At 53.7% G+C, this 21,490-nt stretch carries 13 protein-coding genes; 3 read left to right on the top strand and 10 right to left on the bottom strand.

Annotation, left to right across the window (positions count from 1 at the left end; genetic code table 11):
• Positions 1 to 8: 8 nt before the first annotated feature.
• Both ACTJIK_RS14760 and ACTJIK_RS14755 read right to left on the bottom strand, forming a co-directional pair.
• On the bottom strand, positions 9 to 1,826 hold the full coding sequence (locus ACTJIK_RS14760; protein ID WP_440647360.1) for a RagB/SusD family nutrient uptake outer membrane protein: 1,818 nt from the start codon (positions 1,824 to 1,826) through the stop codon (positions 9 to 11).
• 20 nt (positions 1,827 to 1,846) lie between these two features.
• Complete coding sequence (locus ACTJIK_RS14755; protein ID WP_440647358.1) at positions 1,847 to 5,068, bottom strand: SusC/RagA family TonB-linked outer membrane protein; 3,222 nt, start codon at positions 5,066 to 5,068, stop codon at positions 1,847 to 1,849.
• 626 nt (positions 5,069 to 5,694) lie between these two features.
• Here ACTJIK_RS14755 and ACTJIK_RS14750 point away from each other — a divergent pair.
• Complete coding sequence (locus tag ACTJIK_RS14750) at positions 5,695 to 7,194, top strand: sulfatase (RefSeq protein ID WP_440647356.1); 1,500 nt, start codon at positions 5,695 to 5,697, stop codon at positions 7,192 to 7,194.
• A gap of 130 nt (positions 7,195 to 7,324) precedes the next feature.
• Here ACTJIK_RS14750 and ACTJIK_RS14745 read toward each other — a convergent pair whose 3' ends face one another.
• The 3 genes from ACTJIK_RS14745 to ACTJIK_RS14735 all read right to left on the bottom strand — a co-directional run bounded on the left by ACTJIK_RS14745 (position 7,325) and on the right by ACTJIK_RS14735 (position 13,617).
• Entirely contained in the window at positions 7,325 to 9,028 is a 1,704-nt protein-coding gene (locus ACTJIK_RS14745; RefSeq protein ID WP_440647354.1) for a RagB/SusD family nutrient uptake outer membrane protein, read from the bottom strand.
• Positions 9,029 to 9,053: 25 nt separating this feature from the next.
• On the bottom strand, positions 9,054 to 12,407 hold the full coding sequence (locus tag ACTJIK_RS14740; protein WP_440647352.1) for a TonB-dependent receptor: 3,354 nt from the start codon (positions 12,405 to 12,407) through the stop codon (positions 9,054 to 9,056).
• Positions 12,408 to 12,636: 229 nt separating this feature from the next.
• Entirely contained in the window at positions 12,637 to 13,617 is a 981-nt protein-coding gene (locus ACTJIK_RS14735; RefSeq protein ID WP_440647350.1) for a FecR family protein, read from the bottom strand.
• Between the two features lie 181 nt (positions 13,618 to 13,798).
• On the opposite strand from ACTJIK_RS14735, the gene ACTJIK_RS14730 reads away from it, so the two are divergent.
• Both ACTJIK_RS14730 and ACTJIK_RS14725 read left to right on the top strand, forming a co-directional pair.
• Positions 13,799 to 14,407 carry an RNA polymerase sigma-70 factor gene (locus ACTJIK_RS14730; RefSeq protein ID WP_440647562.1) on the top strand — a complete coding sequence of 203 codons (609 nt, stop codon included), beginning with the start codon at positions 13,799 to 13,801 and terminating at the stop codon, positions 14,405 to 14,407.
• Positions 14,408 to 14,413: 6 nt separating this feature from the next.
• A complete protein-coding gene (locus tag ACTJIK_RS14725; RefSeq protein WP_440647348.1) occupies positions 14,414 to 14,989 on the top strand; it encodes a hypothetical protein in 576 nt (191 codons plus the stop codon).
• A gap of 72 nt (positions 14,990 to 15,061) precedes the next feature.
• On the opposite strand, the gene ACTJIK_RS14720 is transcribed toward ACTJIK_RS14725, so the two are convergent.
• From ACTJIK_RS14720 to ACTJIK_RS14700, 5 genes are read right to left on the bottom strand one after another with little or no spacing between them, the layout of a single operon-like run.
• A complete protein-coding gene (locus ACTJIK_RS14720; protein ID WP_440647346.1) occupies positions 15,062 to 16,240 on the bottom strand; it encodes an MFS transporter in 1,179 nt (392 codons plus the stop codon).
• A gap of 22 nt (positions 16,241 to 16,262) precedes the next feature.
• On the bottom strand, positions 16,263 to 17,417 hold the full coding sequence (locus ACTJIK_RS14715) for a glycoside hydrolase family 76 protein (protein ID WP_440647344.1): 1,155 nt from the start codon (positions 17,415 to 17,417) through the stop codon (positions 16,263 to 16,265).
• Positions 17,418 to 17,474: 57 nt separating this feature from the next.
• Positions 17,475 to 18,674 carry a glycoside hydrolase family 76 protein gene (locus tag ACTJIK_RS14710; RefSeq protein ID WP_440647342.1) on the bottom strand — a complete coding sequence of 400 codons (1,200 nt, stop codon included), beginning with the start codon at positions 18,672 to 18,674 and terminating at the stop codon, positions 17,475 to 17,477.
• A gap of 25 nt (positions 18,675 to 18,699) precedes the next feature.
• Positions 18,700 to 19,845 carry a SusE domain-containing protein gene (locus tag ACTJIK_RS14705; RefSeq protein WP_440647340.1) on the bottom strand — a complete coding sequence of 382 codons (1,146 nt, stop codon included), beginning with the start codon at positions 19,843 to 19,845 and terminating at the stop codon, positions 18,700 to 18,702.
• A 40-nt stretch (positions 19,846 to 19,885) separates the two neighbouring features.
• Positions 19,886 to 21,490, bottom strand: coding sequence for a RagB/SusD family nutrient uptake outer membrane protein (locus tag ACTJIK_RS14700; protein WP_440647338.1), 1,605 nt, complete (start codon positions 21,488 to 21,490; stop codon positions 19,886 to 19,888).

The raw sequence follows: 21,490 nt of genomic DNA, 5'->3' as shown, positions 1-21,490 counted from the left end.
ATGAGTGATTACCATCCCGGATTCTGAACGAGGGCGCGGTTGAGCGACATCTCATTAGTCGGAATGGGGAACAGATAATTTTTTTCTGAAACATTGAGGCCCGCCCTTGATTCAAATTTGTAGGCCGAGGCGGCAATCTGGCTGATCTCGGTGCCTGCCGCGCGCATCTCCGCGATGAACTCCTGCCAGCGGATGAGGTCGCCTTTTCTCAGGCCTTCAAAACATAGTTCCCGGCTGCGTTCGTCGTGCAGGAAAGCGCGGAAGTTGTTTTGTGAACTGTGATCGCCGGGCGGCACATCCGCATCGCCGGGAGTTGTGATCTGCGCGACCGCCGTTGCACCAGTTCCACCGCCGCCTGTTATCGTGATGGTTGGCGCTGAAGTATAGAAAGCACCACGGTCGGTTATGGTGACCGCTGTGACCCTGCCGCCGGAAACCGTTGCGCGCGCCGTTGCACCACTGCCGCCACCGCCCGTTATCATAATAACCGGGAGGTTGGTGGAAGAGTAACCATTGCCGCCATCCGTAACGGTTATCACGCTTAGATTTTCTCCATGAATATTTTTACCGAAGGCTCTTCTTCTTACAAGATTCACCGCATTTACAGCTTCAGGTGATGGCGTTGCGGACAGCTCGTTATCCGCTTCCGCAAACATCAGCAGAACATCTGAATAACGCAGGATGGGGTAATTGATCGGCGTGAAACTGGTACTTTTTGGCAGGAGCACCTCGTACATCCGGCGGTACTTGCCGCAGCTTCGTTGCCAGGTATTGCTCTCCGGCCAGTATTCTCTTTCAGCGTTGTCGGTCCCGCCGTAAATATAGGGTGCGATATTCCAGTCGCGGCGCTCATCGAGCGCCTCATAGCGATGGTAGAAACGGGGAGTTGCATTGATGCGCCCGAGGCTGTAGCCGGTATCCACATTCGTGCAACGGATGCCGTTCCGCGAACCGAGGCGGCCGCTTTCCGTGTACGCATCCGAACGGTTTCCCCAGAATTCAACTTCGAACAGGCTTTCCCTGATGTCATATTTGTCCGCTGCAAGATTGATGAATACCTGGTTATAGGAGTTATTCAGTGTATGCGCGGCCTCGGCATCGTCCATCACCTTTTTGGCCCAGTTGCGGGCATCCGTATATTTTGACCTGTCATTCAGCGGATAGCCGGCCATATAAAGGCATACCCGCGCGAGTATCCCGCGTACGGCCGACTTATTCGCCCGCCCGCCGAAGCCCACCGCCTTGATGGAGGGCACAAGCGTTTCTGCTTCCGTAAGGTCGGCCAGCACCTGGCTGTATACCTGCGAAAGCGGGGCGCGCGGCCGCTGCGTATCATCGGGAGACCTGGTCGTTTGAAGGATCAGCGGCACATCGCCCCACATCTGCGCAAGCAGAAAATAGTAATAGCCGCGAAGGAAAAGCGTTTCTCCTTTGATCACCTTCCTCTTATCCTCATCCATCACCGGCCGGCCGATATTCTCCAGCAGCAGGTTGGCGCGCCCGATACCATTATAGAGCGTTTTCCACGTAGCGGCTACGATCGGGTCTGAGCTGGAAAAATTATACACCTGTACGCCCGCAGTAACACCGGCATGACCGTATACCCCTTCGTCGGTGATATCGAAATGATAAAAAACATTGTCTCCATAAAGATCCGGACTGCCCAGTACGTCGTAAACACCGGTAAGCGCATACATCAGTTCCTTTTCCGTGTTATAGTATGTTTCAGGAGCCAGGAAATCGCTCGGTTCCGTTTCAAGGAACTTTTTACAGGAGCCTTGTGTGATCAGGGCAAATGCCAGGAGAGATATATAAAAAGACTTCATGTTGCTATTTTATTTAGGAACTAAAAACCAGCCCTGATGCCGAAGACCAGCGTCCGGGCCCTTGGATAAGCGGAATAATCAAAGCCCGGCGTCAGCGCGGAGTTCCGTACCGAAACCTCCGGGTCCATACCGGAATATTTCGTCCAGGTGTATATGTTCTGGGCTGAAACGGTGGCCGACAAACTTTTCACGAAGGTTGGCCCCAGGAGCCTGACAGGGAGGGAATACGCAAGTGATACGGTCTTCAGGCGGAGAAACGATCCGTCTTCAAGGTAATAGTCCGAGTAATAACCCGACGGGCCGTATCCACCGGTGCGGAACATCTTGCTATCCTGGTTATCCGTTGTCCACCGGTCGTTGTAGGAAGCATATTGATTCAGGTTGGCCTTGTTATTAACGTTGCCCTCGAACATCATGCGGTTGGCATTGTAAATCTGGTTGCCGTACGACCATTGAAAGAATATATTCAGGTCGAAGCGTTTGTAGCTGAAGTTATTGTTAAAACCTCCCGAGTGTTTGGGCAGTACACGCCCGATGACAACCCTGTCCTTTTCATCCACCACCCCGTCGAGATTGATATCCTTGTACCGGATATCGCCGGGCTGGACGCGGTACCTTGCCATTCCGTTCGTGGGTTCCGAGAGCTTGAGGCTATATACGCCGCTGGCCGATTTGTCGAAATCATCTACCTGGTACAGCCCGTCGGAGAGATAGCCGAAGAACATTGCAGCGGGCCCGTTGAGGGAGGCCATATAAAGGGGCACTGTATTGAAGCTGTTCTCCCATCCTATCGTGCTCAGTAAATTATCCTGGTTCTCCGCGAGCCCCATCACCTTGTTCCGGTTGAAACTGATATTGATATCACTGTTCCAGGAAAATGATTTTGACCGGACGTTGACCGTAGTCAGCGTTAATTCAAGTCCTTCGTTGCGTACTTCCCCGATATTTTTGAAGACGTTGGAAAAGCCTGTCGTTGTTGGAAGATTGGCATTCAGCAACAGATCGGAAGTCGTTTTGCGGTATATGTCGGCGTTGAACATGATCCGGTTGTTCAAAAAGCCCAGGTCAAGGCCCACATCGATCTGGGTGGTATTTTCCCATTTGAGCCTGGAGTTGCCTAACGATGACTGGATAACGCCCGTAGAAGGGCTTCCGTTATTGAAGGAGTACGAAGCCCCTACCGGGCTCGTCAGCGCCGGTAAGGTGGCGAAATCGTTCACGCGGTTGTTTCCCGTTACGCCATAGCTGGTCCGGAACTTCGCTTCGGAGATAAATTCCGCTGACTTCATAAAGCCCTCTTCCTTTAACCTCCAGGCAAAAGCTGCAGATGGGAAATAGGCCCAGCGGTTTTCAGGAGAAAACTTCGATGAACCGTCTGCACGGAAGCTCACCGTAAACAGGTACCTGGAACGGTAGCTATAGTTCACCCGGCCGAGGAACGAGCTGAGCTTGTTCTCTGAAGCCGATGAAGATGTTGACCCGGGAATACCCTGTTCAAGGCCAGCGACGCCAAGCGACTCATTCGGCACGTTCTGCGACAAAAATCCGTAGCCTGCTGCTTTTGTTCCCTGCATGGTAAAACCGCCCAAAACTTCCACCCGGTTATACCGGTTGATCCTTTTGGTCCAGGTCAGCGTGTTTTCGTTCAGCCAGCTGCTTCTTTCAGCGTAATTCACGCTGCCGAACTGGCCGCGCGTGTTGTTGGGGAATAATGGCGTACCACGTGAGGTGAGCGAATTATAGAAACTTGTATTTCTCCGGATAAGATTTTCAACGCCTCCGCTTATCCGGAGCTTCAGGTCCGGAATGACATCGATTGCAATAAAAGCATTGGCAATAAGATTGTTTGAAATTGATTTTCGAATTTCGTTCTCGGCCGATATGATCGGATTGACCCGGTAATCCATCGTTTGATCGATATCCTCGTCGATCAGCTCATCGCCAAGGTCATCAGTGGCCGGGTCCAGGCTTTTCCCGGACACAGGGCGGGATCCCCAAACGGAATATAGCAGGTAGCTGCTTGCGCCGTTCCCTGCATTTGCCGCCGCCGCGATCTGCCCGTTGTTGCTGAACCGGCTGTAGTTTACGTTGATACCCATGTTCACCTTCCTGCCAACGGCCTGGTCTAAAACAAACCGGCCCTGGTAACGGTTTTGACCGGAATTTATCAGCACTCCCTCCTGATCCGATACGGAGCCGGAAACAGCATATTTCGTTTTGTCGTTACCACCGCGCACAGCAATATTGTAAACCTGCATGGGCGCCCGCCGGAACAAACGGTCCTGCCAGTTTATGCCGGAGGTCCGCTTATAGTCTTCCAGCGTCAACCCGTTTGACAGGTAAGCATCGGTGGTGGTTTGATCGTCCCGCTCGAACTGGTAGCGCACAAAATCATAGGGGCTCATCAGTTCCATACGTTTGGTCACATCCTGGAAACCGAAAGATGCCGTTGCCGTGATGGCCGGGGCGGCGCCGGCCTGCCCGTGTTTGGTTTCGATCACCACCACGCCATTCGCGCCCCTTGCACCGTAGATCGCAGTAGCGGATGCATCTTTCAGGATGTTGATCGTCTTGATATCTTCAGGGTTGAGGGACATATTCTCCGGGTCTTCCATCGGGAAGCCGTCGATCACATAGAGCGGTGAATTGCTTTGTGACAGCGAGTTTGCGCCGCGCACAACGATGTTAATGCCTTCGGCTCCGGGCTGCCCGTCGTTAGACGATACCTGGACGCCCGCGACCCTTCCCGCAAGCGCCTGATCGAACGACAGCACCGGGGCTTTTTGCAGATCCTCTACGCGCACCTGGGATACGGAGCCGGTCACATCTTTTTTTGCCGAGCTTCCGTAACCGAGCACGACCACTTCGTTCAGCCCGGTGATGTCGGGCACAAGTGTTGCGGAAACAGTCGACCGCCCCCTGATGGGCACTTCGGTGGCGCTGAAGCCCAGGTAGGTAAAAACGAGGGTTCCCTGCGTATCAGGAACGCTGATCTTAAAATTGCCGGCCGTATCCGTTCTTGTGGCGGCGGTTCCATTTTTAAGCCTGATGTTTACGCCCACCAATGCCTCGCCTTTGTTGTCCGTTACGCGGCCTGTTACAACGGCGGGCGGGCGCTGCGCAGCTGCTTCCCCGAGCAGCAATAATGCGGACAGCGCCACGGCCATCATTGTTCCCAGATAACGACGTACAGGCACACTGATGCGAACGAAACTCTGAAAAGTAGTTGGTTCGTGGTACATGAGATAATGATTTGAAATTGGTTAGTTTCGCCGTACAGGGCGGTCTGCAACAGTCCCGGCCTGCCAGCAGCGATTGTTATAAATAAATACCTACAGTTGTTAGCTATCTGATCTTGTTTAGCATAAAAGTGAATGTGAACAGGGAGACTTTAAGCAGCCAACCTTTGAAGATCTTGGTGGTGGATCATTCTGAGGTAGAGGTTTCTTTAGTTCTCAGTAATCGTGGAATTCATTCTTTTATGCACGTATGTTGACTTAACAAAGTGGCTAAAAAGTTATTGAAAACAAATCTAGTAGTTATGTAGTACATATCAAAACATTTTTTTTGAATCGATAACAAACCTGGCCGATATTCTCCATCATAAAGAGCATCTGCATCTTCATAAATACGATCAAACCCGCATCTATTTTAGCTCACAACCCTTAGTGTAAATGGAACACACCTGATGTAAATATTTTTTTACCTGGATGGGCTTTCCTCTTTTTTTATGAAGAAAATACGATAGGTTTTGAATATATTTGTTTTGTGCAATTGTACTACATATCTGTTTAAAGCATGTTTTCAGGTTACTTCCCTGCTTGAAATGCATGTCAAAAAACTTATAATAACGCCGTTACCACGAAATATGAAAGATCAAAAAAACAACGACATAACATTCTGCACCAGTAAGCGGGCCTTTATAGCGGCTGCCATCGTGATGCTTACCATGAGCGGCTGCCGGGTAAATAAGGGAATGAGCAATCATAAACAGCCTCCCAATATCCTTTTTATCGCGATAGACGACCTGCGCCCGCAATTGGGGTGTTATGGCGACCAAACCGTGCAGAGCCCGAACATTGATAAACTGGCGGGGGCGGGCGTTCTGTTCAACCGCGCATACTGCCAGCAAGCCGTATGCTCTCCTTCACGGACCTCTTTAATGACAGGGAAAAGGCCGAATACGACCAGGGTCTGGGATTTAAAGACCCATTTCCGTAATACTATCCCGGATGTAATTACATTACCCCAGTATTTTAAAAATAACGGCTACCATACGCAATGCATTGGTAAAATCTATCACGATCCCGCTTCGGCACAAGATGCTCCCTCCTGGTCTGCACCGGAAATATTGGCGGTAACGAACAGGGAAGGCAAATATGTGCTGCCTGCCAATCTTCAAAAAAAAGGTTCAAAAGCAGCGGCCACAGAAGAGGCAGATGTAGCCGACGATGCTTATATCGATGGACAGGTAGCGGATCAGGCGCTGGAGGTTTTGAGAAAGGTGAAAGACAAGCCCTTCTTCCTGGCGGTAGGATTCCGCCGCCCGCATCTGCCTTTCAGCGCGCCTAAAAAATACTGGGATATGTACGACCGGGAAAAGATCCCCCTGCCCGGCCAGCGCACTCCCGCTTCCAATATACCGGCCTATGCGGTGCATAAGAACGAGGAGCTGAGAGGGTATAGCGACATTGGATTTAATAACGTGATCACGGATGCAAAACAGCGGGAATTGCTGCACGGCTATTATGCCGCCATCAGTTATACGGATGCCCAGATCGGAAAGGTGCTGGCAGAGCTGGACCGTTTAAATCTGACCAACAATACCATCATTGTTCTGTGGAGCGATCATGGATTTCATCTAGGCGAAAAAGGGTTGTGGACCAAAACCACCAATTATGAGCTGGATACCAGGGTGCCTTTGATTATTGCAGCGCCGCGGAAAGAGCGGGGCGTAAAAACGGATGCACTGGTTGAACTGGTAGACCTGTACCCTACTTTAGCCGAACTGGGCGGCCTTCCCGTTCCGGAGGGGCTGGAGGGTACTTCTTTAGCGCCATTATTGACCAGGCCCGGCCAACCCTGGAAAAGCGCGGCGTTCAGCCAATTTCCGCGCCCCTGGCAATACAAGGGCGAACCGGAAACAATGGGATACGCTATTAGAACAGATCGTTACCGTTACGTGGAATGGCGTAACGTTAAAACCGGTGAAGTAAAAGCAACCGAGCTTTATGACCACCAGGCTGATCCGGGTGAAGTAAATAACATAGCAAATATTTCAGCGAATGATGCTTTGACCAGCGCGCTAAAACAGCAACTCCAGGATGGGTGGCAGAAGGCCCGCCCGGCCCGGCAATCCAGGCATTGATCTATATTTTTTAAAAAAACACGGCGTCATTTCTCCATAAAAAATGCCCCCAAAAAGCATCCGGCTTCTTGGGGGCATTACATTCATCCCTGATTACTTTCCTGTTGGATGAATGCCTGCAGCACAATGGTTACCAGCCTTCGTTCTGCTTCAGGTTGGGGTTTCTCAGCGTTTCGTCTGTAGTGATGGGGATCACATACATGGCATTCCTCCACAGCCTGTCTTCCACCTTAAAACGTTCGTACCGGAAACCGCCCGGCGCGGTATTGTCTACGATAGGCCGCATACCCCACATCTCTTTCTGCGTGGCTTCTGCTATTTTCCAGCGGCGCACATCCCAGAAACGGTGATTTTCAAAACACAGCTCTATTCGCCTTTCGTTCTGTATACGCTTACGCATGTCCGCCTGCGAAAGACCTGCCGGCAAGGGTTGTTGTCCCGCGCGGGTGCGTATCAGGTTTACATACGTGAGCACATCCGGGTTGGCAGGCTCGCTCTCGTTGAGCGCTTCGGCATAACTCAGGTACATTTCCGCGAGGCGGTAGTTAATACCGTGAATGAAGCGGCTGCCGCTCTGCCCGGGCGTGATGGCCTCATCCGCCAGCTTGCGGTTGAAATAGCCGGTGCGGGTATGGTCCGTTTCAGTGCTCTGCTTGTCGCGGCCGGTAGCGTAGGTTTCCACCTGGCGGCCTTTCCAGTTGGCGCCGTTGTACAGGATGTCCGTATAAAAACGGGGATCACGGTTTGTATAGGGCATGGTTTCATCGTACCCGGAAAGCGGGTCCTCGATGGGCAGGCCGTTGCTCATCTCATAATCGTCCACCAGCTCCTGGGCCGGTGCGCAACCGCTCCAGCCGCCGTAACCCTTGGGGAAAATATAGCGGTCGTAGTCCTGGTTGGCTTCGCGCATGCGCACAAAGATCACCTCCTTGCTTTGCAGTGTTTTACTCTTGAACATATCCTGCCTTGCGGCCAGCGTAGGTTCCAGGGCGTATACGGTGTTGCCGCCGGCATCTTTCAGGTCTATCACCGCCTTGGCTGCATCTGCGGCCCTTTTCCATTTGGCGGGGTCTGAAGCCATGCTGCCGGGGGCAATATCCGCGAGGTAGCCGGTTTTGCCGGCATTGGCCCACAGCGGGCTGGCGGAGAACAGTAATACGCGGGCCTTCAGGGCCAGGCAGGCGCCTTTGGTAACACGGCCCACTTCTGTATTGGGATCGTAGGCGAACCGTACGCGTTTGAACGCCTCATCGCAGTCTGCCAGTACCTGGGCCACGCACTCGTCGTATGTATTGCGGGGCTTGTTCAGCTCCACTTCATCCGTCTGTTCAACGGGTTTTGTAAAAATGATCACTCCGCCGAACTGGCGCATCAGCTCCCAAAGGAAATAGGCGCGCAGGTAATACACCTCCCCGATCCTGATCTCCAGGGTGCCCGGGTTATTCGCATCGTCGGGCGTATTGAATTTGACTACGTTCTCGAGAATGGTGTTGGCCTGGCGGATGGCCACATAGTTGTCTCTCCAGGTATTACCGATGGGGTTGTCGTTGCCCGACCAGGAACCGTTGTTGAAGCGCATGGAGCCCATCCAGCTGGAAGCGTCCTTGGCTTCGTCTGTAGCCGAGGCCATGTTGTAACCGCCCAAATAAGTGTAGGTGCCGCGCATTTTGCTGTACAGGTTGTTCACCACCTGGTCCGTCATGGCGAAGCTGGTGAAAATATCGGAGTCCTGCTGCTGTGTGGTGGCTGCCCTGTCAAGGAAGCCCTTTTTGCAATGCGGCAGCAGGGCCAGGGCTGAAAATAAAAATATTGAAAGGAGAATATTACGTTTCATCTGAATCAGCTTAAATGGTGAGTGGTTAAAATTTTACATCTATCCCGAAGTTCCAGATACGCTGAATGGGATACATCGCGCCGTTGCCATCGCCTATTTCCGGGTCTACCTGGTAATCGTCCAGCTTATCCCAGGTGAAGAGGTTCATGCCGTTGAAGTAAATGCGGAAATAAGAGAGGCTCAGCGGGTCTATCCAGCGTTTGGGCAGGGAATAACCTACTTCCGCGTTCTTGAGCCGCAGGTAATCTGCACTGCGTATCCAGAAAGAGGAAGCACGGTGGTTGTTGCCATGGGTGTTGCTGTGCAGGCGCGGGTAAGTGGCTGTGGCAGCCGTTTCCGGCGTCCAGCGGCCGAGGTGGAAGGGTTTCACTTTTCCGCTCTGGAAAAATTCATACACAGCTTCGTTGTTCAGCAGCACATCCGCATGCGCGGCGCCTTGGAACAGTACGCTCAGATCCCAGTTGCCGTATCCGGCCGCCAGCGTGGCGCCGTACATGATTTCAGGCGTGCGGGCGTAGCCTATGCGGGTTTCGTCGAAGCTGGCCTGTATGTAGTCGTATTCTTTGCCGGTGAGCTTTTTATACTTGATATCGCCGGGACCATAAGCGGAAAAATTCTGGAAGGGGCTGTTGGCCACGTCTTCCGCATCCCTGAAAAAACCATCGGCTATCAGGCCGAACTTGGTGCCGATGGGGTGGCCCGTACGCCGCATCCAGGGAAAGCTGCGGGTCACTTCATCGCTATACACGATCACGTTCTTGGCATAGGTAAAGTTAGGCTTGATCTGGTAGCGGAACTTACCGATGGTGTTGCGGTGTGAAATTTCAAACTCTATGCCCTTGTTGTCTACCGCGCCGATGTTCTGCGCCTTGATGCTCTGGCCGAATACATCGGAAAGGGTGCTGCGTGAAATGAGTATTTTCCTTCTTTTCTGTGAGAACAGGTCCAGCGTAACATCCAGCTTGCCGTTCCACATCTGCAGGTCCAGCCCGAGGTCTATCTGCTTGCCACGCTCCCATGTAACGCCGGGATTACCGATGGCGCCCTGCCCCCAGCCGTTGGCCTGGTTGGCGTTGCTGCCGAAATAATACGGGTCTGCGCCGCCCCAGGAAGTGAACCAGAGGAAGCGGTCGCCGCCGCTCCGGTCGTTCCCCACTTCGCCATATGAAGCGCGGAGCTTGAGGAAGCGGATGTAAGGCGCATTGTCTTTGATGAAAGGCTCTTCAGACAATACCCAGCCGCCGGAAATGGAGGGGAAGAAACCGAAGCGGCTTTCCTTCGGGAAGTTCTCAGAGCCCTGGTAAGAGGCGCTCAGTTCCAGCAGGTATTTCTGGTTGTAGTTGTACGTGCCGCGGAACAGCAGGGACTGGTATGCATTGGGAATGCTGGAGCCGTTTTCCAGCAGGCGCCTGTTCCACAGCAGCATGGCGGTGGCGTTGTGCTTTTTGAAAGAACGGTTCCAGTTGGCGGTTGCTTCCACATAGGTTTGCCGCACCGCGCCGCCGCCGCTGAAACCGCCGTTGGGGTCTATGCGGGTATCGTTACCGAATTGTTTGTAGCTGGTGATTTCCCCCTGCGCGTTGCGGATGGGCTCAAACACGGCGTAGTTGCGGCCGTAGCTGGCATTGGGAGTATTGGTGTTATCATAAGAGAATGAAAGTTTGGCGCTGAGGTTCTTCGTCAGGAAATCCAGCTTGCGGGTGAGGGCGAATGTACCTTGCGTGGTATTGTTATACCAGCGGCGGTAACCTTTCTGCGAGAGTTCCCCGTAAATATTGCTCTGGAAAGTACCGTTGCCCCACATGCTGCCGTCTTCGTTAAAAATGGGATAAATAGGCGCCATGCGGTTGGCCAGGTTCATGATGGTGCCGGCGGAGTTGTTGCCGTCCGTCCTGTCTGTCAGGATGCCGGCCAGGTCCAGGCGGGCGGAGAGGTTGCGGGTAATATCCACGTCCACATTGGCGCGCAGGTTATACCTTTTCATGATGTTGTTGCCGTTATACCCTTCTTTATTGGATTTGGTATGACGGTAGTTGCCCTCTGCAATGTTGTAGCCGGCTGAAATAAAGTAGCGCGCCACGTTGCCGCCGCCGCTTACATTCAGGTTCGCCTGCCCTACGTGGGAGGTTTTCATGATGAACTTGTAATAGTCTGTATTCGGCGCCGAGCCGTTGCGAAAGGCTTCCAGCTGCTCATCCGAAAAAGCGGGCTGTGCGCCGTCGTTCACCAGCGCCTCGTTCAGCAGCCGGGCATAATCGTACGAGCCCAGGTATTCGGGCAGCTTGTTGGCTTCCTGCATACCGGCGGAAGCGCGGAAGTTCACACTGGGCGCGCCAGATTTACCGCGGCGGGTGGTGATCAGCACCGCGCCGTTCGCCCCGCGCATACCGAGTACGGCGGTGGCGGCGGCGTCTTTCAGGATGGTGAGGCTCTCAATATCGTTTGGGTCTACATAATCGATGCTGCGCTCCACGCCGTCCACCATAAAAATGGGCGTGGCGCTGTTGAGCGTGGCAATACCGCGGATATAGAGCGTGCTGGCATCCACACCGGGCTCGCCGCTGCGCTGCGTGGTGATGAGGCCGGGCAGGCGGCCTGCCAGCGCGTTAGTGAGGTTGGATACAGGGCTTTGCTGCAGCTCCCTGGTGGTAAGCGAGGCGATGGAACCTGTAACGGTCTGTTTCTTCTGTTCGCCGTAGGCCACCACCACTACTTCATCCAGGCCGGTGTTGGAAGGATCCAGCGCTACGTGCAGCTGGTTGGAAGAGGTGAGCTCCACTTCTTTCGGCTTGTAGCCGATATAGCTGAACACCAGCGTGGCGGAGCCCGAAGGCACCTGCAGGCTGTAGGTACCGTCTCCCTGGCTTTGTGTGCCGCGGTTGGTACCCTTCACCATTACGGTAACGCCGGGCAGCGAAATGTTGGTGCGCGCTTCGGTCACGGAGCCGATAATAGTGCGCGCCTTTGTTTCCTGCCGGGGCGGGGCGGCGGGCGTCACCGTGGTGTCTGCCTCGGCTTTTCCTTCTTCCTGGAGGAAAACGATGATGATATCGTCCTGCTGCCGGAATTCCAAAGGCGTATTCAGCAGCAGCAGGTTAATGGTTTCCTTCACCGTACGTGTGCCTTTGGGCAGGTTGATGCCGCGGTAACGGGCCACCTGGTCCGGCGGGTAGGCAATACGGAAACCGGAAAGGGATTCTACTTTTACCAATGCATTGCGAAGGGATTCTTTGGTAAGAGATAACGTGATCTTTTTGGTGGTCATGTCCTGCGCGCTGCCGGACGCGGAAAGGAGCATAGGCAGCACAAGGAAAGTTGAGATCAGTACGGGCAATAAAAAGCCTCTCAGCTGTTTTTGCACAGCTACGTGTGTTTTCATAACAAGTTTCAGTTTAGTTTGTTACAGAATAATCCTGGTTGACTTACGGGTATACGGCGCCCTGCGGCAATTATAATTGCCTTTTCCCCGGATATGATACGGTCTGAAAGTTCAGGCAAACGCGGGGCCTAAACGGGCAGCGCAGGGGCCCATTTCATGTTTGAAACGCGGTTTTTTTGTTAACGAATAATGTGTTGCTGTGTTCCTCTTATTTAGTAGTATCGTTTAATTACTGGCATCCTTTCCCTGTTATCAGAATATTGTTTTCATCTTCTATGGTATATGACGCGTTGCGTATGCCGCAAACTACAGACAACACTGTTTCCAGCGACTCCGTTCCGTTGAACGAGGCCCTGATGGGGCAGGCTGCCAGCCCTTCGTTCTCGAACCGGATGTTGACATGGTAGCGGCTGGCAATGGCTTGTGTAACGGCGGCGAAAGGCAGGTTTTCGAACATCATGTCTTTCCGCACCCATTGTATCGTAGAGTCTGCCATTACGGGCTGCCTGACGGCCATGGCCTCCAGGTTGTTGTACACCACCTGCTGGTCAGGCGTTAATACGGCGAGCAATCTTCCCTCCTGCTCTGTTTCCACCTTCACTTTTCCGCGTGTAACCGACACTGTTACTTCCGGCGAACCTTCATAGGCCTTTATGTTGAAAGCCGTGCCCAGCACCGTAGTGCGCAGGCTGCCGCTATGTATCACGAAGGGTTTGGCGGTATCGGGCCTGATGTCGAAATAAGCTTCGCCGACCAGCGTAACATCGCGGAGGCCGCCGCTGAAAGCCAGCGGATATTCGAGGCGGCTGCCTGCATGCAATATTACCAGGCTGCCGTCCGGAAGGGTGATATGGCGGCTGTGTTCAGCCGGTATGCGGTGTTCTTTCACCAGCTCGTTTTGCCGGGAAACAGGCCTGAAGTAATAGGCGGCGCTTCCGGCCAGCAATATCAGCCCGCTCACTGCCGCTGCCCAGCGCAGCGCTCTTTTACGGAAAGGCACTACACGCTGCCCGCGCCCGACGGCGGCGCGCAGCTCCTGTAATTTACGTTCGGTGAGCATCCGCGCCGGTTCGCTGCCTTCTTCCAGCAAGCTGTCCGGCCGGCCGCTGCCCAGCGACGCATACCAGCGTTCCAGGCGCTCCAGCTCTTCCGGGCTGCAGTTGCCCTGCCGGTACTTTTCCAAGAGTTCATATAAAGCGTGTGCTTCCATAAGTATGTAGATAAAAACACGGATTCGGTGAGCTACCGTTAGTCCGCTGGGGAGATTTTTTTTAATTTTCCGGGATTTGTCTTATAACTTACTGATAATCTATATTATACAACAATCATCGTTTTTTTGCTGAATCGATTCAGCAAAGCGCTGAAAAAGTACGAAATATTGTTATTTTTGGATAAACTTTATCAACATAGCACGGTACGCCAACTATAATGACCCTGAATTATTCGCGTTATGGCAGCAGGGAGATGAAAAAGCGTTCAATATTATATATGAGCGCCACTTCATCCGCCTGGTGAATATTGCGTATAAAAAAACCGGTAACACCGCCGCAGCGGAAGAACTGGCGCAGGATGTGTTCCTCTCCTTCTACCGGCAGATGCCTACCCTCCGTGAAGACACTGTTCCGGAGAATTATCTTTTTGTCGCACTTAAAAACCGCATTTTCAACTATCACCGTCAGCAGCTGCAGCAGCTGCGGAAAGACCAGGCCCTGTGGAAAGCCCCGCATTTCCAGGCGCCGGAAGTGAACCTGCAGCTGGAGATGAAGGAGCTGCATAACTATATCAAAGCACGCATAGCGGAACTGCCGCCCCAATGCAGGGCCGTATTCCTGCTGAGCCGCGAGGCACAGCTCTCCAACAAGGAAGTGGCCGAAAAGCTGAATATTTCCGTAAATACGGTGGAACAGCATATGCGCAAGGCGTTGCGCATCCTGCGCGCATCATTGGGGAACGATGTGACCCTGCTGCTGATACTGGCGGCGGATGGATTAATAAATTGATTACCGATGTCCTTTGGCAGGTCCCTTACCCTCTTCATCATTACAGTCAGCCTGGTTTCATGCCTGACGGGCAAGCAACTGGACGCTCCTGCCTATTATGAAGCACCGGCGCCAGCTGATACCAATAAGTTGCGGTTCGATGGTTTTTATTCAAATACCAGTAAACCAGGCTATCCCCGTAATAAGTATTCCGCTGTGAACCCGGTATTTTTCACCCCGAAAAACAGGATACATGTTTCTCACGGCGCGAATATCGTTACAGACAGCTCGTTATTTACCTGCAGGTATTACCAGCAAATGAACCCCGCTGACCTTGGGGTATACATCATTGAAGGAAATAAAATATCCGCTTTTGTTCCGGCGGCGGTAGCGATGGGAGAAGGGGCCTGGTACGGGATATACAATCTGCATTTTAGCGGAACGATCGTCAGTAAAGATTCCATTACAAACTGGAAAGCCGTGCCTCCGTTTCCCAAAAGGATCAAAAAAAGAGATATGGAGAATTCTCAGAACAGCGGCATATTTGCAGAACATGATCTGAAGTTCATTCAGGCGGATAGTATCAGCTGCTTAAATCCTTAAGCAGCATAAAGAGCAGGAAACACTCCGGTTTAGCGGAATAATTTACTTCCTGCGGATTAAGCCCCCGCTCCCCTACTTCATCTCCTTCACGGCCAGCATCCAATGATAGGCGCAGCAAACCAGCAATACCGCCACAGCCCCCCATTGCGCACCCGCCGCATCAGAAGCCACGCCCATCAGCAACGGGAAAATAGCACCACCGGAAACGCCCATGATCAAAAGACCCGACACTTCGTTGGACCGTTCCGGCACCCGCTGCAGCGCAAAAGAAAACAGGATGGAAAAAATATTGGCGCAGGCAAACCCCGCCAATGCAATGCCCGCGTAGATCAGGGCCGCATTGTGAGCGAACAGCAGCATCACCATGGCAGCCACCGCGGCGATGCTGGACCCCAGGTAAAACCGGTGGGCCGGCCATTTGGCCAGCAGAAAGGCGCCCAGGAAGGTGCCGGCGGTTTTGAAAACAAAATATACGCTGGCCACATAACCCGCCTGCTCAAGCGCCATGCCGGTGCGTTCCATCAGTATTTTGGGAGCGGATACATTCAACCCTACGTCAATGCCCACCAGCGTCAGTATGCCGAGGAAATACAGGAATATCCTGCTGTCGCCCAGCAGGGCGAAACATTCCGCGATGGTAGAGGTATTTTCCTTGCGGCCGCCTTCGTGCAGCGGCGTGGCGCTGAGCCAGAGGAAAGACAACAACGTGATGCCAGCAAATACGGGAAACAACAACTGCCAGTTCCCGAATTGCGTGCCCGCATAGGCTGCAATAATGGGCCCGAGGAAGGAAGACACCGCTTTGATGAACTGCCCGGTGGTGAGGCTGCTGGTCAGCCTGTCTTTACTCACCACATTGGTCAGCAGCGGGTTGAGGGCCACCTGCAGCAGCGTGTTGCCGATGCCCAGCAGCGCAAAGGCCGAGAGCACCACGGGTAAGGTATAGGATATCATCGGCACCAGCAGCCCGATGCCTGTGAAGAGCATGCTCAGCTGCACGGTGCGTTTTCTGCCGATCCTGTTCATGAGCATGCCGGTAGGCACCGAAAAGATCAAAAACCACAGGAAAACCGCCATGGGCAATAGGTTAGACAAGGTATCAGACAGGCCGAAATCCTTTTTCACGTAGTTGGTCGCAATGCCCACCACGTCCACAAAGCCCATGATGAAGAAGCCGAACAATATGGGAGCGAGCTGCAACACACTTGTTTTGGCCGGCGGAAGCGATGAATTGCTGGTAGCTTTCGTCATAAGTTGTTTGATGTTGTATTCATTATAAATTCAGCAGCGCCATGCGTGCATACAGCTCGGCAATGCAGGCTTCGTCCAGCAGCCACTTGGGCTTACCGGCCTCATCCCGCTTGTCGCTCCAGTTATGGTTGAGCAGGCCGTAACGGTCACGGTTGTTCCAGGCATGGTCCACCCGCGCCATGATCGCTTTTAAATACACAGGATCTTTGTCTACGGCATAAAGCGCGGCATACCCGCGGAACAGCACCGTGGCAAACCAGGGCAGGTCGCAAAATTCACTGCGCATATCTTTCTGCGGCCGGCCGAAATAGTGGTAAGCCGATTCAGCGGTCTGCTTCGCATCCCGGTAATATTTTTGCTGCCGGGTGAAACCATAGAGCATCATAGCCGCTTCCAGCATAGATCCTGAATTATATGTATAGTAAGTAGCATTCAACGCTCCCGTGGCGGTCTTAATATCGTTCAGGTACAAACCGGCGGAGTCGCGCAAATGCCTGTTCATCCAGTCGTAGAATTTAATGCCCTGCCGCAGGTAATACGGTTCTTTGGTGGCCTTGTATATTTTGAGCGCGGCCAGTGTGGCCATACCATTGCTGCAGGCGGGCTTTTGATCGCCGCGGCCTTCCAGCCAGGTAACGCCGCCGCCGAGCACATCCGTCCATCCGCTCATGATGAAGGCGAATACTTCTTTAGCCCTGGAAAGATACACAGGGTTGCGGGTATTTTCGTAGGCTTCCATGTAATCGATAGCCACGAGGCCATTGTCGTCATAATAACGGTCCACCTTCTCGAACTTTGCCGGGTAAGCCTGGTAGCCGGCCGGCCGGCGCGTAGTATCCCGGTATTGGTACATGGCTGCCATGGCTGAATCCACGTAAGGCTGATAGGTTGCCTTTTTGCCGGGCAGCCTCATCATGATGTTAGCGGAGGTGACCACGCCGCTAAGCGGCCAGAGGTAACTCACTTCTTTCGACTGCACATTCCCGTCCTGCATATAGGTGAGGGAATCCTTGTGCTGCTGCGGGTAATACTCTGAAAAAAGCCCGTGCTGCGGCACGCGGTACAGCGTCCATACGCGGTGGAACATTTCTTCCGCCCTGCGCCGGTATTCACCCTGCTGCGCAACAGCCGGCAGTACCGCTGCGGCCAGCGCCATACTCAATAATATCCTTTTCATAACTCCCGGTTGAGGCGTCCGTTCGCAGCTATGATCACCGCGAACGGATGCGCCGGTTTATTGTTCTTTTTTCCAGATCGATAGCCTCGCATAGATCTCCACCATACCGATGTGCGTGAGCAGGGAATAATATCTCCCCAGGTCGGAGCCGGACCAGTCCTCATAGAACTGGAAAGTGCCGGGCAGCCTGCTGTGCTGCCACGCATAGTCTACGTTGGCCGCGAGGGTATTGATGTACGTGGCGTTCTTGTCCAGCTCATACAGCTCCAGGTACCCGCGGAGCAGCACGGCGGTGAACCAGGGGTCGTGCGGCACGAAGAACCGCCCGATGTTAGCCACTTGGCGCGTAAAAAAATTATAGGAGGCCTGCGCCCATGCTTTCGCATCGGCGAGGTAAGCCTCTTCCCCGGTGATCTTGTACAGCAGCGCTGCGTTCTGGATCATGGCGCCGGAGTTGTAGGTCCATTTGGCGTAGTTGATGCTGCCATCCTTGATCCATACGGAGTTCCAGAAGATCTTGTCCGAGGGGTCCAGCATATACTGTTTCACCCAGTTATACCAGCGTTTGGCGGAGGCAAGATAGGCGGCGTTCTGCTCCTGCTGGTACAGCTGCAGGGCCAGTGTGGCGGAAAGTGCGGTCACGTTGGTGGCCTTGATATAATTCGGATCGTCTGGATTGTTACGCACGCCTTCGTTCCAGTGAAGGCCGCCGCCCGCTTCCGGGGTTTCGGCGGAGGCGCAGAACGTGTAACAGAGCTTCGCGTTGCTGAGCAGCTGCGCATCGCGGGTGAGCCGGTAGGCTTCCAGCATGTCTATGCCGGTAATGGCGTTGTCGTCGTAGAAACGGTCCGCCAGGCCTTCGCTTACCGGAACGGACTGGTAGCCGGCAGGCAGGCGCGACGCGTCCAGGTAACCCTGCATGCCCGCGAGCGTGCTGGTATAATAACCCTGGTACACCTCATCCGTAAAGCCCAGCTGCTTGATCAGCGTAGCCGCCGTAAACATGGCGGAGTACGGCCAGAGATAAGCATACTTCGGGTCTCCGGGCTGTGCGGGAAAACTTTCCCGCACATAGTTGCTGCCGCTGATGCCGTAGTTCTTATAGATATCGTCGAGGGCCTGGCGGGCTTTGAGCTTGTAGGTCAACGTCACCGAAGTGGTATCGCCTTCCGCCTTCACGGGCGTGTCTTCCCGCTCCTTGTAACACCCGGTAAGGGTAAGCGCCGCCGCGGCTATGATCAGAATGATAGGTCTCATGTAAATGACTTTAAAGGTTCACCAATTAGTGCACGATGAGTTTATAGGAATAATCTTCCTTAGCGTTCAGCTGCAGGGTAAAGTCCCCTGTTTTCCCGTCGGACCCGGCAGGGTATTTATAGGTGAAATCCCATTGCGAATTATCTACCGGTACCACGCTGTAATAAGCGGCCGGCGTATTGGCGTCAGGCGGTGTGGAATTGGACTGGTTCACGCTGCCATAGTAGAGGGTTCCGGCAGTGCCGCCCGCATCCAGGGTGGTGAACTGGAATTTAAAACGATCGTCTTTCCAGCTGCCGAAATCGAAGTACGCAATGGGCACGCCCTGCGCCGACCAGGTTCCGTTGCCTGCGTAGGCAAGCTTGCCCACCACTTTGTTGTATGCGGAGGCGAACACGCCTGCGTCGGTGATCTCGATCATTTCCGCGGCGGCATTCGCAAAGTCCAGCCGGATACGGTATACCTTATCGCCCGTCTGCTGGTTTTCACCGCCTTCCTGCAACCTGTTGCCCTGTATGGAGTAAGTAACCGGCGTTCCGCTGTTGCGGTCTGTGAAGGTGAAAGCGCCGGCCTTCAGGCGGGTAAATATTTCGAACACGCCATCGGTGCCGAGCTTCATGGCTTTGGCGGCTGAAAGGTCCGTTCCGCCTTCGGTGGCGGCTCCGGTGATAAACACGTTGTCGGGTATTTCGGTAAAGCCGGAGGGCCTTTCGATCACGATCACCCTGGAAGAATCCGCGCGTTTTTCGTTGAGGCCTTTGCTGGCGATCACCGTCCATTGCAGGGAACCGGAGGTAGCGGGCTGAATGCCTGCTTTGCTGGCGATGGAGTTCAGTATTTTATGGGAGAGCGCGAGGGAATTCTGCACGCCGTTGCCGTTGGAGGCAACGGTATAAATGGGGCGCTGAAAATTTCCGCCTACCGTATCGAACGCCACTTCGTACATCACGAGGCTGCCGTCTTCGGCCCTTGCCGCGCTCCATTCGAAGTTCACCACGGCGCTGGTGGCGGGCTGCAGCTTGTAGTACTTGCCCACTTCAGGGTAATACAGTTCTTTAACGGTGGAAATATTGCTGTTGATGGTTTTATCCTTTTCGCAGGAGGCGAAGGCTCCTACCGCCAGCAGCGCGGCCAGCATGCTATATATCCTGAGATTGAAAGTGCGTATCATGAGAATATCTTTTTAGAAGTGTTGATAAAGGTTGTACAGATCACCAGCCGGCGTTGTTAGGCAGCAGGTTTTTGTTCATATCTAAATCCGCCTGGGGCACCGGCCACAGGTAATGTTTACTGGCATCGAACACGCGCCTGTCGGCTATAATATGGCTATTGCCCACCTTCATACCGTAGAGGATGCCGTTCATCACCGTTTCCGCGATCTTCCAGCGGCGGATGTCGAATATCCGCTGGCTTTCCAGCGCCAGCTCGGTCCTGCGCTCGCGGCGCACGAGATCCGTTTTGGCTGCGTTGCTTAACCCGGCGTAGTTCGAGAAGTTGAGTGCCGCCGGATCATTGAAGCCTGCGCGCTGGCGGATGGGTTTAATGGTCTTATCCCACGTGGCCGCGTCCAGCTGGTTCATCATCGCTTTTGCTTCCGCGTACATCAGCAGCACGTCCGCATAACGGATGAGGATCAGGTTGAGGCCGGAGTTGTTGTTGCCGTCCGCCGTACGGTCGTAGTACTTGCGGAAGTAATAGCCTGTTTTGGAAGCGTCCGCTTTGTCTGCCGCGTTATCGCCGGTGCCGGGCGCGGTGCGGATAACGATGGTTTCCCCGCGTTTGGTGGTGAAGGAAGAGCCGTCGTGAATGATGGTGGCTTCCAGCCTCGGGTCGCGGTTGCGGAAAGGCGTATTATCGTCGTAGCCGGAGCCCGCTTCGTTGATGCCCTTGCCATTGGTCATGATAAAATCGTCTACCAGCGACTGGGAAGGCGCCATGCCGCTGATGAGCGTGCCTTCGGTGAAGGGAATGAAGAAACGCTGCATGCTGTGTGTTCTGCTCACCGGTACAAATTCCAGGTTGAGGATCACTTCGCTGTTATTCTCATTTTCCGCCAGGAAAATGCCGGGGAAGGAAGGGAACAAAGTGTAAACACCGTATGTGCCCGCCATGATCTGTTCCAGCACCGCAGCGGCGTCGCTCCACTTGTTGTCGTAGAGCAGCACTTTGGCCTTGAGGGCTGCTGCGGCGCCTTTGGCGATGCGGCCTCTTTCGGCGGCGGGATAACCAGATTTCATGGGCAGTTCGGCGGCCACTTCGTCCAGCTCGGAGAGTATGTAGCTCACCACTTCGGCTTTGGCCGTGCGGGCAATCTGGAAACTTTCTTCGTAAGATATCTCGTTTTTGATCAGCGGCACGTTGCCGTACCAGGTAACGAGGTGGAAGTAATGGAAAGCGCGGATGAACCTAGCTTCGGCGAGGTAACGGGCCTTCAGGCCGGCGTCGAGACCGGGCACTTTATCGATATTGGCGATGAGATTATTTACGTTGCGGATGCCCCCGTAATGAAACGCCCACTCCCCTGCCACGCGGTTGGTACGGCCGTCGTAAGCGCCAGCTGCAATGCTCTGCGCGGCGCCGCCGTTCACGGAGCTGGAGCTGAAGGAATTATCACTGAGGCTTTCGTTGAAGAAATAATAATCGTCTGAATACATGCCGGCGTAGCAGTTATTGAGCACCTGCTCCGCGGCTTCCGGCTTTTGCCAGAAGGTGAGATCCGTATCCTGGTAGGACGGGCCCAGGTCGAGCTTCTTACAGCCCGCGGCTCCGAGCAGCAACGCCCCCAACACAATTGAACAATACTTTCTTATACGCAT

This window comes from Chitinophaga sp. 22620 (assembly GCF_052044405.1).
Lineage (GTDB): Bacteria > Bacteroidota > Bacteroidia > Chitinophagales > Chitinophagaceae > Chitinophaga.
This window is presented reverse-complemented; position numbering and strand designations above follow the sequence as displayed.

Coding starts and splice junctions, on each gene's coding strand:
- ACTJIK_RS14760 (WP_440647360.1), bottom strand. CDS start 1,826: ATGAAGTCTTTTTATATATCTCTCCTGGCATTTGCCCTGATCACACAA.
- ACTJIK_RS14755 (WP_440647358.1), bottom strand. CDS start 5,068: ATGTACCACGAACCAACTACTTTTCAGAGTTTCGTTCGCATCAGTGTG.
- ACTJIK_RS14750 (WP_440647356.1), top strand. CDS start 5,695: ATGAAAGATCAAAAAAACAACGACATAACATTCTGCACCAGTAAGCGG.
- ACTJIK_RS14745 (WP_440647354.1), bottom strand. CDS start 9,028: ATGAAACGTAATATTCTCCTTTCAATATTTTTATTTTCAGCCCTGGCC.
- ACTJIK_RS14740 (WP_440647352.1), bottom strand. CDS start 12,407: ATGAAAACACACGTAGCTGTGCAAAAACAGCTGAGAGGCTTTTTATTG.
- ACTJIK_RS14735 (WP_440647350.1), bottom strand. CDS start 13,617: ATGGAAGCACACGCTTTATATGAACTCTTGGAAAAGTACCGGCAGGGC.
- ACTJIK_RS14725 (WP_440647348.1), top strand. CDS start 14,414: ATGTCCTTTGGCAGGTCCCTTACCCTCTTCATCATTACAGTCAGCCTG.
- ACTJIK_RS14720 (WP_440647346.1), bottom strand. CDS start 16,240: ATGACGAAAGCTACCAGCAATTCATCGCTTCCGCCGGCCAAAACAAGT.
- ACTJIK_RS14715 (WP_440647344.1), bottom strand. CDS start 17,417: ATGAAAAGGATATTATTGAGTATGGCGCTGGCCGCAGCGGTACTGCCG.
- ACTJIK_RS14710 (WP_440647342.1), bottom strand. CDS start 18,674: ATGAGACCTATCATTCTGATCATAGCCGCGGCGGCGCTTACCCTTACC.
- ACTJIK_RS14705 (WP_440647340.1), bottom strand. CDS start 19,845: ATGATACGCACTTTCAATCTCAGGATATATAGCATGCTGGCCGCGCTG.
- ACTJIK_RS14700 (WP_440647338.1), bottom strand. CDS start 21,490: ATGCGTATAAGAAAGTATTGTTCAATTGTGTTGGGGGCGTTGCTGCTC.